This window comes from Caballeronia arationis, assembly GCF_001544975.2.
Lineage (GTDB): Bacteria > Pseudomonadota > Gammaproteobacteria > Burkholderiales > Burkholderiaceae > Caballeronia > Caballeronia arationis.
Genome location: NZ_FCOG02000140.1, coordinates 1 through 14694, shown reverse-complemented (window position 1 = coordinate 14694; position 14694 = coordinate 1). Strand labels below are relative to the sequence as shown.

Below are 14694 nucleotides of genomic sequence, written 5' to 3'. Positions count from 1 at the left end.
GGTGGAGGGCGAGCGCCCGAGCATTCGGGCCATGGCCCGAATGCTCACGTCCTGCAGTCGTAGGCTTGCGATGGCGAGGCGTTCTTCAGGTTGAAGGTGCTGGTATGAAGTAGTTTTGTCGGGCATTGCAACACCTTATACGAGATAGGTGTTGCACCTCGCTTTTGATAGCGCCTTTGGAAAAGGCCAGTATATAGCTGAAAAAATCATTGAGACGAAGCGACGAGGACGGTGAATCGGACTACGTCGGCACGTAAGCCGGCAAAGCCCGGTCCTAGTTAACGACTCCATCATGTTTAAGAGAGCGTTCGGTAACAGATGAGAAGAATCGTCTCGAGAATGTCGTCATTCTGCCGGCGCTTCCAGGAGTACGGACTCACCCGACTGCTGAGCGACATGAACAACGTGATAAGTCCGCCCACGTCGTTCCGTTGTTCAGGACATGGACTGACAAGTCGCATATCGAAAGAGGAAGACCATGTCACGACCGCCAAGCGACTCATTAAATAAACCGCGACCTCGTGAAGCAAGCATGGACGAAATCATACGCCATGCGCGGTCGCAATGACTCTATTCGACCCTGTCGCGGCCCAAGCGCTTCTTGAAATTCAAGATGCCGAACTCAGGCGCCGTTTCGAACTTGCGCTTGTTCGAGTTGCCGGCCTAGCCACCGTGTTAAACCTGGACCTGAGTTCATTCGTGACGAAAGCGCAGCCATGCGAAAGAAGCCTGATTCTACTCGACGAAAGCCGACGCCAGCATGCCTGATTGCCAAAGCAAAACTACTACACGAGTCTGATTTTTGTGCAGCCATTGGTATCACAGACCAAAGCCTTAGCAAGGATATCACTGTTCGGCGCATTTTCAGTGTGCACATCGACGAAGAACCGTATTTCCCGACATTCTTCCTGGTGAGCAAATCCGCCGAAAGGGCTTTAGTTGGACTGTTCTCGTCATACGGGGACGCCGAAGCGGCATTATTCGCTCTCAACGACGTGGGCTTAGGGTCGGACGATGGCCAATTGTGCGCCGTGGCGATGGGCGCAAGCGGGCGTACTTGCTGAAGTGCGGGCCCGTGACCGTACTGAATACGCGGGTCACGGAGAACATCTCGGGGTGACGAGCGGCGCGGGGCGGTTCTGCAGCCCCAACTGGCAACTTGCTGCCGGCCATCCTCCCGACGCCACTGGCGGCCGGAAACGACGAGAACGGACCTTGTTGATTGCCCGGCTTCACGGTGGCCCAACTCCGGAGGTGGCATCGATTGTAATGTGCGACCACGGCGCGCTCGCCATAAAGGATGTTTCGGGTCACTGGCACTTCTCGCTGCACAAAGACTGGGGTCTGCGCGTCGGCCAAGCCTGAGGATGCACCCGGCGTGCGATTGGCGAAATTTCGCCCAAGCCCTCAACTCGCAGCGACGCCTCCGGTGGCCTATTAAGACCTCGACAAGCCGTACGCAATTGGAACGCTCCGAAGGCGGATAAGGCCCAGGAGGTCCGCGGCTAAAAACGCCTCAAAATCCGTCAATGCCCCGGCTTCAATAAGCAGGCGTTGAAGCATCGCAGTTCGTTTCCCTCAACCGTTCGGCGTCCTCGGTAACAGCGACGATGCAGGCTTTCCCCCTGCAGATACGCTCGCACGAATCTTGTGCTTTCGCATCGAGAAATGAGACATCCAAAAGTATTTGCGGGGCATTCGGCGCCATTGTGTGCGACCTCGACACTACGCCACGAGTCGACAGCAATGTCGCCTAGTGTTTCGGCGCATATACGCGAGTCGTCCACGAACAGTAGGTGCGTGGGAGGGTATGCCTTTTTCCCGTATGCGCTCTAGGTGGATTGTACAAAATTCCTCAACGTCGAGTAGCGGATGCCGCGCGGAGGTCCAGAGTAGTGGTTACCGAGTTCAAACCACGAGAACGGCAATGGGGTACTGTCCAGCGAGACGTCTCTTATCTGACCAATGGCTGATGCGCTGAGGGGTGCTCTGGGCACGCGCATTGCGTTAATTGTGCGAACCCAAATAGGCAGGGTGAGGACTTTCTCCAAGCCACACGCGGGCCCATATACCGCGCGTGGGCATCACATTTTCGGAGTGACGATGGGAAGCGCATCTGACGAATATTCAGAGCCGGCGGGCTCTCGGGAGGACGTGACAATCTCCGCCGTGCAAGAACAGCTGTCAGTCGGAGTCGAGCGCACCGAGACGGGCGCTGTGCGACTGCGCAAGTTGGTTCACGAAGACGTTCAGGAGGTACCGATAACCCTGCGCACGGAGGCGGTCGTCGTGGAGCGCGTTTCAGTCAACCAACCAGTGCCCGCGGAGTATGGCCCACGGCAGGAAGGCGAGACGTTGATTGTGCCTGTATTCGAGTACGTCCCAGTTACAGAAATGCGACTGATGCTGAAGGAAGAGGTCCGGATAACCAAAGCGGCGGCGGAGGTGGACGCGGTGCACCAAGCATCAGTGCGGCGTGAGGAATTGATTGTTGAGCGGCGGGACGGCGCGAGCGGCGAATGGTTTCCAGAAGATGGGTCTGTTGGTAGCACCGCGGCAACCGCAGAAAAAGAACCGCGGTAAGAAAAGAGAAGCGCGTTCCCATGCGGCGGCCTTGGCCGCTTTATTCATCATTGGAGGAATTGAACATGACACAAGCAATCGTTGGTGTTTTTGACAGCTTCGACGAAGCCAACCGTGCGGTTGAGCGTCTTGAGCGAGCGGGTATCGCGCGCACTGATATTCAGGTCCATGGGCGAGATTCGAGTGCCGCGACGTACGACACCGCGGCGGTTGCGGACCGCCGCCCAGAAGGAGAAGGTGTGCTCGCGAGCATAGAGCACTTCTTCTCGAACCTCTTTGGCAGCAATGACCGCCCAGAGGAAATCGGCCATTACCATGAGGCGGTTCGGCGCGGGAGCGCATTAGTGACGGTAGAGGTTGCGAACGAAGCCCAGGCAGACTTGGTCCGTGCGGAGCTCAATGACGCCGGGGCAGTCGACATTGACGAACGGGTTGCTCAGTGGAAGAGCAGCGGTTACGCAGGTTACGACCCGTCCGCTAGGGAGTACACGGCGGATGAGGTGGCGGCTGAACGGAAGGCGTTTCCCGTGGTGCGCGAAGACCTCTCGGTCGGGAAACGAGAAGTACAGACAGGAGGTGTTCGCGTTTATTCACGCGCAACCGCCACACCGGTTAGCGAGACTGTTAATTTGCGTGAGGAGCACGCTGCCATTGAACGTCGCCCGGTCGACCGCCCTGCCACTGCCGCCGACCTGAAGGAGGGATTCGTTGAAATCCGCGAGACTACGGAACAACCCGTCGTTTCCAAAACGGCGCGCGTCGTGGAGGAAGTCGTTGTAGGTAAGGAGGCGACCGAGCGCACCGAGACTATCGCTGACACAGTCCGAGGCACAGAGGTGGAAGTAGAACGCGTTCGAGGAGAGGATGGCACGCTCCGCCCGCCTTCGACGCCGACAAAGCCCATCTAAAGATGCCCCCTCGCAGCAGAGGAAATAGGCCACGGGTCGACAACCCGTGGCCGCCGTGAGTTGGTGGTCATTCGCCCATCATACGAGCGAGTGTTGCTCGCAGCGGAAAGACATAAGGTAGCCTCCCGTTTGCAACGCAAGCCGTTCGATTTCGAACTCGCCGGAGTAGCTGGGCCATTGTCGGTGTAGCGGCTACACCGCTACATCGCCCCTCGCGCGTTCGACGATGAACGTTTTCAACGCCGTGTCAGTATGGCTTCTTTAGGCCGCTACCCGAAGCAGGCGCTTCAGTAGCACTCCTCGTGTCAATTTGATTTTGCGCGGGGGCGGGCGTCGATTCCATCGGCCGTGCACCCGACCCGCCTGACGTCGACCTCGTGACGTCGCCTGCGTTTGGCATGCTCTTCCCGGTTCCCCCTTTGTCCTTCCCCACGCCAGTGCCGCTACTCGCGGCTGTCCCAGCTTTGGTCCCACCGCCGTCGGCGCCCGTAGCTTGGGCATAGGCCCCGCCGCACAGACTCACAAACAACACTGCAATTACCACTCGCTTTAAATCAACTCGCATATCAGCCTCTTGCTCATGGGCGCAGGCTCGGAATACGCCGCCATTTCGGGTGTGCAAACCGCATACCTCCCGCTGCGCACTTCTCTCTAGCGTTCTCCGTCGAGTTCGGAGATAGTGCCACCGTCACTGCCGCCGATTGACCCTCCTGTGGGATAGGATGGGACGTCACCGGCGACGACTAACCCGACAAGGAGCCCAAGGAGCGAGCTACCAGGTCAAACAAGAGCGGTGGCTCGAACGGCTTGCGCAGAAATGGCCCAACCGTCACTTCGTCTGGCGGGAGCGCGCCCGAGATGAATACGAACGGTACTGTGCTTAATGTCGGAATAGCCGCGAAGTAACGGTACAGTTGCGTTCCGTCAATGACAGGCATCACCCAGTCCGATATCACCAAGTCGGGCGGCGCTGACAGCGCGACCTCCATCGCCTCATAGCCATTTCGAGCTTTTACGACTCGATAACCCTGCGCGGTCAGGAGCAAGTCCAGGATATAGCGAGTATCTGGGTCGTCGTCGACCAATAAAATGGTACTCATGGCAAGCGCGTTGTCTCCGTTCTTGTTGTTGGAGCCTACCCCCTAGCCGGCGGAGTTCCTGTCGCTCATCCGCGTATATCCTACGAGAACCGCGGGCGTTGATAACCGCTAAATCCTGTCTATGTTCGCCAATAATTGATTGAATACGAATGAGTGTCGTTCGCGCCAGTCACATCATCAGCACCGTTAAGGGGATTCGACGCAATTGGCCCTCAGAGCGAAATTACCTTAATGACGAACGCCCATTGTGCGGTTCGCGGGAGTTTCATAAGATGCGGATTGTCGGCTGACTCAGTTGACATTCGGCGGTGACCACGTGGGCAAGTAAGGCCACCTCTCGTGCACTCTCAGGCGTGAGCGGCTTTAGCGAATCGCAGGGTCATTAAAGTAATGCAGCAAGTTTCAATATGGATACAAAATGGCGACCGGTGTAGTGAAGTGGTTCAACGATGCGAAAGGGTTTGGCTTTATCACGCCGGATGGCGGCGGGGAGGACCTTTTCGCTCATTTCTCGGAAGTGAGAGCTGAGGGGTTTAAGTCTCTGCAAGAAAACCAGAAGGTGAGTTTTGAAATCAAACAAGGGCCCAAGGGCAAGCAAGCGTCGAATATTGTCCCTCTCTGAAGACCATCATTCGTTTGCGAAATAAACATACGAGCGGCCGCGACGGCCGCTCGTATGTTTAACACCTCAGCCAGCGTCCATAAGGCCGACCTTCCGGCGGTGCGCTTGTACACCCAACTCGCGCGACGCAGCCGTTCTCAACCGCGTCTTGCTCAAGCCGCTGACGCTGTGGTGGAATCAATCCCGGAGTCGCCCGCGCCTGGAGCCGGCAAGCGGCGAGGAATACCTCTCCATGAGCTTCATCTAGTCCTAAGACGCGTGGAGGCGCCGCTAACAAGCTGCCGAAGACACCACCCCCCATAAGAGACAGGTGGAGCTTCGACGCATCGCGCCCAAGCTGAAAGAAGTGCTGAGCGACGAGGAACTCGAGCTGCGCAGGCACACCTACGCGCCATCGCTGGCCGCCTGACCAATTCAGTTAAAACTCGGTGATTCCCGGTCCGCTTTTTCAAACCTAGGGAGAGCGGACATTCTCATTCTGCGACGCAGCGTCGCAGCTCGGTTCTTGAAATTCTCTATTGTCAGTCAATTGCGACAACAGGCCGCATAAATCTTTCAATTACCCGACTACCATGTAGCTGCTCCGGCAGTAATTGTGCAGTCGTCCAATGCGACTCGACTCCCTGACCGGGCCTCGCCCGCATCGACGGGGTCCCACGCACATCTCCCAAGGAGCGTGGCCTTGTTTCCATTCCAATTTAAAGGAGACCGGATGGCCTGGAAAAGCACCCAGCGCGTCAACGCTACGACGCGTCGCTATCTCGTGAAAATTACGAAGACGATTGGTCGGCGTCCTGTGTCGGCGGGCATCGCCGGAACGGTTTTGGCCCTCACAGCTACGGGCGTCACCCTCTCGTCCTTAGATATCGGCTCGGATAGCGCACTACTTATCGCGCTCGCACTCGTATTCGGCGTTCTGGCGATAGTTGGTGCGTGGGTGGTTGCATTCGCCATTGAGGCGGGCATGGCCTCCGAGTTGAAGCTTTTGCACGAGGCGCTGTCCGACCCCCTTACTGGACTCTACAACCGCCGGAGCCTGAGTGCGACGCTCGACAGCGAATGGAATCGCGCTAGGCGGAGTCGAGACTCACTGTCAATTCTTTTTATCGACATTGACCACTTTAAAAGATTGAACGACGCGCATGGACATGAAGTCGGCGACCGAGTCCTGGTTTTGGTCGCGGAATGCATCCGCGCTTCGATACGCCGCTCGTCGGACCTGGTTGCCCGTTACGGCGGAGAAGAGTTTGCAATCCTATTGCCTGACACGACCGCGGAGAGTGCAAATGCGCTCGCCGAAGCGATACGTCAACGTGTTGAGTCGATGCAACTGCACCACTCGGGAAGCGAGTACGAGTGCGTGACCGTAAGCGGTGGTTGCGCGACGTGTATCCCTCGCCACAGTTCGAGCGCAAACGCGCTGGTCGCCGCAGCTGACAAACAGATGTACGCAGCGAAAGCCGCTGGGCGCAATTGTGTGCGCAGCGTGCGATTGCGAGCCCGAGACTCGGCCTCGAGTGTGCCGGGAACCTCGTCTGGCGCGCGCTTGGCGCCAGAGTGCAGGAGAAGAGATGTTTCCTCGACGCTCGTGCCCGAAGGGGCTATCAGTCGACATTAGGAGTGAATCATGTGCACTGTTAAAGGGATACCTATCACGCGGAAGCCAACACTACTATTCCACGCCTCCACCTTGATACGTCGCTCTGGAGAGGCTATCTCGCGTATGGGTGGACGCCACCCTGCCGCAGCAGGTACCGCTTGTACGGCGCTCTTGCTTGTGCTGTTCAGTTTCCTTTTGCTTCAGGTGATTGACGCTTTCGACGGCACATTGGCCTATGCGTTCGCAATTGCACTGGCGGGGGTTGCTTCTATCGCCGGCGCGTGGGTCGTAGCGTTCGAGATGCGCGATAGATTCCGCGCTCAGGCGGACGCAATTCGGCTTGCCACGACAGACCGGTTGACGGGCCTCTCCAATCGTCGGGCGATGTCCATCACGCTCGGTACGCAATGGAAGGTAGCCATGCGAACGCGCAAATTTCTCTCGCTCGTCGTGGTGGATGTGGACTGCCAGAATCGATTCGACGACCTGCACGGTTATTCCGTGGGCGACGAGACCCTGATTATGGTCGCCAACTGTATCAGTGCGACAGCGCCGTGGCCTGCCGTCCGCGCTGGCCGGTATAGCGCCACGGAGTTCTTGCTACTACTGCCGGACACCTCGCCCCAAGGGGCAATCATCGTCGGCGAAGCGATTCGGCAGGCGGTGATGGATATGCGGCTTCGGCACGACGACAGCATGTACGGCTTGGTCACTGTGAGCATCGGCTGTGCGACCTGCACGCCTGGCGACGGACTCGAACCTAGCACGCTCGTGGCTGCGGCAGAAACGCAGATGCAGGTGGCAAAGGCCCGTGGCCGAAATCGGGTGATGTCGACGGCGTTGAATGCTCAGCCGTCGAGATGGTACGACATGATTTGACAGCAGCAGAACTCGAGGCTCATCGCGCTGGACACCACGTTGGACTTAACGCATGAATCTCGAGCTCGTTACTCAACTGAACGCATTCAGGATATGAAAATGGGAATGGAATCTTCTGTGTACGTCGGCCCCGTGGTTCGTGCGCCTCATGTGATGTCGGGCGCCCCTACCGTGACGAAGCAGGGTAAATCACCGGTTGATGAACAGGCCGAACCACCGCAATTCTCGAAGTATCCGCATTGGGACGAACTCATAACGTCGCGCCAGACAGAATCAGGTGACTTACTCTGGCTTCCCAGCCAAGGGAAACTCGGTTCGACCTTGGGTCATACGGGCGCGTCCTCGACGAAGCAACTTACGCCGTACGCCATTGCCGAGAGCCTGGTGGCGTTCAAGGCGAAGTACGGGCCCTATCTCGCTGTTGCCGAAAAGGAACTCGGTGTGACGCTTGAGCTTGAGTACTGCGTCGTGGATTTCTCCTAGCAAAGAGTTCTCGCGTGCCCCTTCAGAAGCCATCTCATGTCGATTTCCTCTGGAAACTGACCCGCGAAATGGACTGAGCCCCCATTCGACAGCCTGCCGATTTTGATTCGGACTTGAATTCCGACTTCAGGCGGGGCTTGGCCGCCTTCTTCTTTTTGTCGACTGCCGATTCCGCCGGCGAGCGGTGACGCCGCTGGGGGGCAGCCGCCGCTCGTCGTAACCGGTGTCGACCAGCCCAGCATCCATTTCAGAACAGTCTTACGTACTTCGCTTATTCACAAAGGTGCGTGGCCCAAGCCACGGTTCGTTTTCAGGATTTGGCCTGTTTGCCCGCTTTCACAAATTCCATGCCGCAAATCGTAGCAACCAGCTTCTTGATTGGCGTGGAATCCAGAATCTGTGAGCCCTTTGCGACAGTCATCCCACCCTAGATGCAGACGACGATGTGCAAAGGAAAGTCGGAACGTCGCGCTTGCCGTTGGGAACGCCGCGACCGCCGTTAGGGCAGCCAAGCTCGAAGAGCCGGACGCGAACCTTGAAGCGCCCCGGGCAAAATAACGCGTACGGGCCAGAGGGACTTGCCTGCGAGTGAGATGGCTGTTAAGCGTCGAGCATAAGCGGGAACTATGACGTTCTGCCGTCGGTCAGCGCGTCGGTTTGCGCCACCCCGCGAGGGTATCTTGGTCAATCGTGTTCACTTGTCCACCTATTCGTTAGTGGAGCCCCTGCGCTCTGTCTTCCAGAGATTTTTCGCACTTGCATCGAAATTTGCCCCATGCACGCATGTCGACTTTGGCGCGCGCGAAGAGTCGCGATTTCGGCCGGCGGTGGACAGCGAGCTAGTTCCGCACTAATAGGCTTCGTCAAAGCCGCGGCTTCGTTCCTTCTCTCTGGTGCGCGGCACGAACGCATGTACTGGAATATCGCATGCTAGTTCAACTAGAGCGACAGAACGAAGGAGCGGACATGGATACTCAACACTGGGAGGCGTATCGAGCCTTCGACGTGCAGGTAGAACTTGTCGAAATGGAGCGAGCGTGTTTCAACGGAAATGAGCGCCGTTATAAAGTGCGATGGTCTGTTGCACGGAGCCACAATCACAAAGGATTTAAAGAGATTCTTGGAGTGTTTACAGAACCTTTGGCCTTCGTTTCCATGCGTGAAGCGACACAGTATGGAAAAGCGCGAGCGCATCTGTGGGTCGACTGCATCGTGAAATTCCAAGACGGTAATGCTGCGGCGCCGTCGACCGCGCGGGCGCAAATGGAGCGGACGGCTTAGGTCAGGTGTGCTGGGTCGTATTTAGTCGAACCGACCTACTTCATTCGTCCATCCCCGCGCGGGCCTTCGGCAGTACCATAGGGACTCTGCGGTAGTAACCTCCGCGCGGAGCGTGCGACCTTGCCAGCTGACAAAAGCACTGAGCCGGACGTGCCAATGCCGTCGCGCAACTTCACGGCGACGCGACGCGTTCTTGTCACCGTTCTCATCGCATCGATTCTAGTGCCGCTTCTATGCGTCGCAGGGTACGGATATTTCGACTACCAGCGCCGCATTGCGGACGCAGTTAACGTTGTAGACCGGCTGACCAGGGTCGCACAAGAACACGCGCTGAAAATCGTCGACCTGAACAACGAAATCGAAACACGCATTCTCGACCTGCTTGGTGATAGCGATGACGTGAAAATCCGCGTCGATGAAGGTCGCATGCATAGCAGGCTCAACGCAATCGCAAGCGATTACCCACAGCTCGCCGCGATATCCGTGTTTGGGAGGAACGGGGACTTGCTGGCGAGCAGCCGCTTCTTTCCCGCGCCGCAGATTTCAGTCGCCGGTCGCGAGGACTTCGGCGCGGCACGCGCTTCCGCGCCGAAGCCCTACTTTTCTTTGCCGCTATCAGGGAAGGTAATGCGGTCAGACGTCTTCACGACGAATATGGCTCGCATTACCAAAGAGGGAGAGTTCCTAGGGGTCGTCTCCATCGCGCTCAGACGTCAATATTTCGCCGATTTCTACCGCGACTTGACCAACAACGACTCGGCTCTATTGGTCGGCTTATACCGCCAGGACGGCAATATTCTGGCGAGGCTTCCAGCCATAACTGCGAACAGTAATCCAGCTTCGCCTACCCCTTTCACTACGGCACTCGCGCGCGCGATACGCGCAGGTCGCCTTGACATGATTTCCACCGTCGACGGAGTCGAGCGAATACTGTCATTTCGGCGCGTCGGGGACTATCCCCTTTATGTAGCCAGCGGCTACGCTACCCCTTCAATAGTAAAAGAATGGCGTAGTCATTTCGCCGTTTTAGCAAGCCTCAGTCTTGTGCCCTGCGTTGGACTCTGGTCGTTGATACTCTTCTCGCTTCGTCAGTTGAGGACTGAGCAAGCCGCATGGGAGCGCTGGCGCAATGAATGGATAAAACGCGAATCAGCTGAAGCGTCCAGCCGTCAGCTCCGGCGCATGGGGGCGCTTGGCAATCTAGTCGCGAGCGTCGCTCACGACTTCAACAACCTATTGATGGTTGTATCTGCCAATATGGAATTGGCCACCCGGAAGAACTGTACGAATGTGCATAGGGAGGTTGCAGCGGTAAAGCGCGCAACCATCGGAGCCGAAGGCCTCGCTCGACGGCTGATGAGCGTCGCTCGCAAGCAACCTCTTAAGCTTGAACACCTTGACTTGCCGGCATGGCTTCCAAGTGCAACCAGCATCATACAGACGGCGCTCACTGAAAAAATTGAGTTCAGGTTGCAGGTGGCGCCGGACACCTGGCATGTCGAGGTGGACGTCACTGAACTTGAGTCGGCTATCATGAACATCGCGGTCAATGCGAGAGACGCCATGCCTGACGGAGGCATCTTCTCCGTTCAGTGCCGAAATATCTCTATAACGCGTCCTGAGAAGGCATTGCCGGTCGGAGAGTACGTGATGATAGCCCTCTCTGATAACGGCCACGGAATGTCGCCGTCGGCCAAGCAGCACGCGTTCGAACCGCTCTTCACCACGAAGGCACAAGGTGCCGGCACCGGTCTTGGGCTAGCGCAAGTGATAGCAACATGTGAGCAGTCGGGTGGCACAGCCAAGCTAGAGAGTGAGCCTGGGGAGGGCACAACCCTGCTCCTTTATCTGCCGCGCTACTCGGGGATGGAAGTGACTGAAGAACCGCCGCTGCCCGGGCCCGTTCCTGCGGCTACGCTGCCATCGGACCACGTGCTAATCGTCGAAGACAACGAGGAGGTAGCCGCGGGCCTTTGCGCAGTGCTGGAAGTGCTCGGATGTACCTCGCGCCACGAAAGGACAGCCGACGAAGCGCTCGACGTGCTCGTCAGTGGCGCGGTGTTTGATTTCATACTTTCCGACGTGCAAATGCCAGGAAAGATGAGCGGCATCGACCTTGCCGAGAAGGTCAGGAGCATGTGGCCCGCACAGAAGTTCGCGCTTATGACCGGATACGCGGACGAAATTGAACGAGCAAAACTGGGCGGAACAGTAATTCTTGCGAAGCCCTTCAACATCGACGAATTGCGTGCACTCCTGGGCACTGGCGGCACAATAGTGGCTTGAGCGTGAAGCCGAAGGTGCGACGCCTCGCGCCGAGAAGCATACGCGCAGATGCACGGACTGCGCGATGAGGCTCCGAAGAAAACACACCGGCTATAAGCCATTCAGGCGACGCAGCAATTCAAGTGGACAAATGCTCTTGGGCCAAACACAAAATACGGCTTACTGCTTTCGGAAGCAGACTCTCCTCGCCGCTAACGTATATTGATTTATCAACGTTCCCCCTTCGCACGAGAAGCGAAATCGTTGATGACAAGTTGCAGGTCTGATTCAGTTAGGCGAGTGCCCCAACCGCTGCGACCGGCGACACAAGCTATCGCGAACCACGAATGCGGTGACAATTGCGAGCCGGTGTTTGGATACCTCGTGACGACGAAGGTGGAATTCATGCGCGGCATCGTAAGTTTCTTAAGCCAGAACGGCTGATAATGCGCGATGGAGCACGCGTTCACCCACCTGTTGCATCTGCTCGCCGGTCACACGGCATGGACACTCACGGTCGTTTTCCTTGCAGCGTTCCTTGAGGCCATCGCGATTATTGGGACCTTCATCCCTGGCAGCACTGCGATGTTTCTTGCTGGGGCACTTGTCGGCACAGGGACGCTGAACCTGGGTTGGGTGCTCGCATGGGCGATAGCCGGTGCGGTCGCCGGGGACGGCATGAGCTATTGGCTCGGTAGTCGTTACAGGGACAGGATTGTCCAGGCATGGCCCTTCCGGGCACATCCGCAGATGCTCGACGCCGGACACACCTTCTTCGCCAAATATGGCGCGAAAAGCGTATTGTTCGCCCGGTTCGTCGGACCGTTGCGTGCCATTGTGCCTGTCGTTGCGGGGATGCTGGGGATGACGCCGACCCGGTTCTACGCCATGAACCTCTTTTCGGCGCTGCTTTGGGCTCCGGTCCATATCTTGCCGGGCGTTGTTTTCGGCGCATCGGTCCAACTGGCGGGCGCAGTTTCGTTCCGCCTTGTCGTCGTCATCGGGCTACTGGCCGCAATTTTGTGGCTAAGCGTTCGAGTCAGCCGCTTTCTTCTGTCCCACGCAGATGGCTGGGCGAGCGAAATGGGGCGCCGTCTGGCGAACTGGTCCCGCCATCGCAAAGGACTCGTGGCTCGTCTGGCGCTGAAGATGCTGGACCCTGCCCAGCCGGCTGCCTTTGGAATAGTAGCGGCATCGCTTTTCGTACTTCTTTCAGGTTGGGCTTTTTTCGGCGTTCTCGAAGACGTCATCAGCCGCGACCCACTGGTGCGAGTGGATGTATCTGTTTATCAGTTTCTGCAATCAGTCCGCACCGCTTGGGGTGATGCAGTCCTCGCGAGGCTCGAGACGTTTGGCAGCGTAGTGACGCTGACAGCGCTGGTCATGACAGTTTTGCTGTGGATGCTAGGGGAACGACGTTGGCACGCAATCGGCTACTTGCTGACTGCGATTGTATTTTCCCAGCTACTCATATTCGCGCTCCAATTGGCGATGCACCGTGTTGCTCCGAATTTGCTCACATCCAATGTGCATACGTTTCCGAACAACCACATCGCCGTACTTGTAATTGTCTATGGGTTCATCACTTTTCTGCTCGCCAGACGAGTCGGGATACTGGAAGGGGTAATCGTCACCACCGTAAATACCGTCATTGTGGCCATCGTCGCGCTTGCGGGCCTTTACTTCGGGCGATTTTGGGTTTCTGATGCCATTGGGAGCGTAGCACTTGCGTCCGTCTGGGTGGTCATCATTGCCCTGACAGTTGCGTGGCGGTATCCGGAAGTAACGCCGCCTCGCGCTCCCATGTCAGCCATCGTTCTGCTCGTGGTCTTTGTCAGCGTAGGCGCGCAGCTTATTTTTGGTCCACCCGCTTCTCCGGATAACGTTCGACGCCCGATGCCTGTATCGGTGACGCAATCGCAGTGGATGGACACCCTCTGGAAGACTTTCCCTTGCTATCGCTCGGACATGGAGGGCGGCCGCAAGGAGCCCATTACGCTGCAGTGGGCGGCGAACCCAGACCAAATAAGGGCGCGCCTTCGCGCTCAGGGGTGGGTTGAAGGGACGGGCCTTTCAGCGCGCAGCCTGCTTTCCCTTGTCTCGCCCAACGTTGCGGCTGTGGCGCTTCCCGTTCTGCCGAAACTGAATAACGGCGTGCCGTCATCGCTGGTCTTTACGCATGCAGGCAATACGCGCGACGAACGTAGCGTGCTGCGCTTTTGGCCAACCGGTTATGCGGTCAGCTACGGGAAGAGCGCGTCTCCAACACCCATTTGGACCGGGTCTTTGACGCACGAACGATTGTTCCGTCCGTCGTGGCCAGTCAATATTCTTCGCGCTGATAGCAACGAACGCGCGGCGCCTGCTGGAGCCGATGAATGGGTCGACGGACTAGGAGCGGCTCTAGTCGCCAGGGTGAACTGTCGTAACGTCCCGGTAGCGCTGCTGGCGCCGAGCCGGGAGTGAATGTCGCGTCGTCGCCATCCGTGGATGGGCGTGTTAGACGTACTCACGAGAAAATCGCAGCGCACTCAGGCTTGGCCGCCTTGTTCTTTTTGTCGACGGCCGATTCCTCCGCTTGCGAACCGGCCGCTTTCTTCATGGACGGCTCATGCACATCCCTAAGATTGGGTCCCCTCGTTCGCTGTTGCACGGGCGGCTTCGGCTTTGAGCTGGGCGCGAGCTCTTGCCCTGAATTCGTGCGAACGCCCTTCGGGGCGACCGTCAGCCTCCCGCGAGGCAGTCGACTTGTGGACCAGCGCGAACCGCTCTTCGCACAACGGTCCACCAGCTTTTCTCTTCCTGTGTCGGATGGCCCAAAAATTGAACCGTCTTCGATTTTGCTGGACACGAATTTGGGGTAAAAGTGTGTCTGGAAACGGAGTTGAACATGCTGAAGAAGTCGAATGTCACTGAGGTTGTGCCGGGGGCGGTGGAAGGAGCGCGTAGCGCGACTGGAAGCGCCCCCGGCGC

Annotated in this window: 12 protein-coding genes; 10 read left to right on the top strand and 2 right to left on the bottom strand. The window is 57.7% G+C overall.

What is annotated here, in order from left to right:
• The coding region (locus AWB81_RS35460) for a helix-turn-helix domain-containing protein (protein WP_144444269.1) at window positions 1-126 on the bottom strand (126 nt) is incomplete at its 3' end.
• 590 nt (window positions 127-716) lie between these two features.
• Between AWB81_RS35460 and AWB81_RS45150 the strand changes: the two genes are divergently transcribed.
• The 3 genes from AWB81_RS45150 (at window position 717) to AWB81_RS35445 (ending at window position 3491) form a co-directional block, all read left to right on the top strand.
• Window positions 717-1064, top strand: a complete 348-nt coding sequence (locus tag AWB81_RS45150; RefSeq protein WP_144444268.1) for a hypothetical protein — start codon at window positions 717-719, stop codon at window positions 1062-1064.
• A 1039-nt stretch (window positions 1065-2103) separates the two neighbouring features.
• Entirely contained in the window at window positions 2104-2583 is a 480-nt protein-coding gene (locus AWB81_RS35450; protein ID WP_062642361.1) for a YsnF/AvaK domain-containing protein, read from the top strand.
• Between the two features lie 65 nt (window positions 2584-2648).
• Window positions 2649-3491, top strand: coding sequence for a YsnF/AvaK domain-containing protein (locus AWB81_RS35445; protein WP_062642359.1), 843 nt, complete (start codon window positions 2649-2651; stop codon window positions 3489-3491).
• Window positions 3492-4234: 743 nt separating this feature from the next.
• On the opposite strand, the gene AWB81_RS35440 is transcribed toward AWB81_RS35445, so the two are convergent.
• Window positions 4235-4591, bottom strand: a complete 357-nt coding sequence (locus AWB81_RS35440; RefSeq protein WP_062642357.1) for a response regulator — start codon at window positions 4589-4591, stop codon at window positions 4235-4237.
• A 418-nt stretch (window positions 4592-5009) separates the two neighbouring features.
• On the opposite strand from AWB81_RS35440, the gene AWB81_RS35435 reads away from it, so the two are divergent.
• The 7 genes from AWB81_RS35435 (at window position 5010) to AWB81_RS35405 (ending at window position 14187) form a co-directional block, all read left to right on the top strand.
• Window positions 5010-5213 (top strand): cold-shock protein, encoded by a 204-nt coding sequence (locus AWB81_RS35435; protein ID WP_062642355.1) that lies wholly within the window; start codon window positions 5010-5012, stop codon window positions 5211-5213.
• Window positions 5214-5925: 712 nt separating this feature from the next.
• Window positions 5926-6831, top strand: a complete 906-nt coding sequence (locus AWB81_RS35430) for a GGDEF domain-containing protein (RefSeq protein WP_062642353.1) — start codon at window positions 5926-5928, stop codon at window positions 6829-6831.
• Window positions 6832-6990: 159 nt separating this feature from the next.
• Window positions 6991-7692, top strand: a complete 702-nt coding sequence (locus AWB81_RS35425; RefSeq protein WP_159938987.1) for a GGDEF domain-containing protein — start codon at window positions 6991-6993, stop codon at window positions 7690-7692.
• Between the two features lie 99 nt (window positions 7693-7791).
• Window positions 7792-8175 carry a hypothetical protein gene (locus tag AWB81_RS35420; RefSeq protein WP_062642349.1) on the top strand — a complete coding sequence of 128 codons (384 nt, stop codon included), beginning with the start codon at window positions 7792-7794 and terminating at the stop codon, window positions 8173-8175.
• Between the two features lie 966 nt (window positions 8176-9141).
• A complete protein-coding gene (locus AWB81_RS35415) occupies window positions 9142-9456 on the top strand; it encodes a hypothetical protein (RefSeq protein ID WP_144444267.1) in 315 nt (104 codons plus the stop codon).
• A gap of 156 nt (window positions 9457-9612) precedes the next feature.
• Entirely contained in the window at window positions 9613-11742 is a 2130-nt protein-coding gene (locus AWB81_RS35410) for a hybrid sensor histidine kinase/response regulator family protein (protein ID WP_062642345.1), read from the top strand.
• 432 nt (window positions 11743-12174) lie between these two features.
• On the top strand, window positions 12175-14187 hold the full coding sequence (locus tag AWB81_RS35405; RefSeq protein ID WP_062642342.1) for a VTT domain-containing protein: 2013 nt from the start codon (window positions 12175-12177) through the stop codon (window positions 14185-14187).
• Window positions 14188-14694 lie beyond the last annotated feature (507 nt).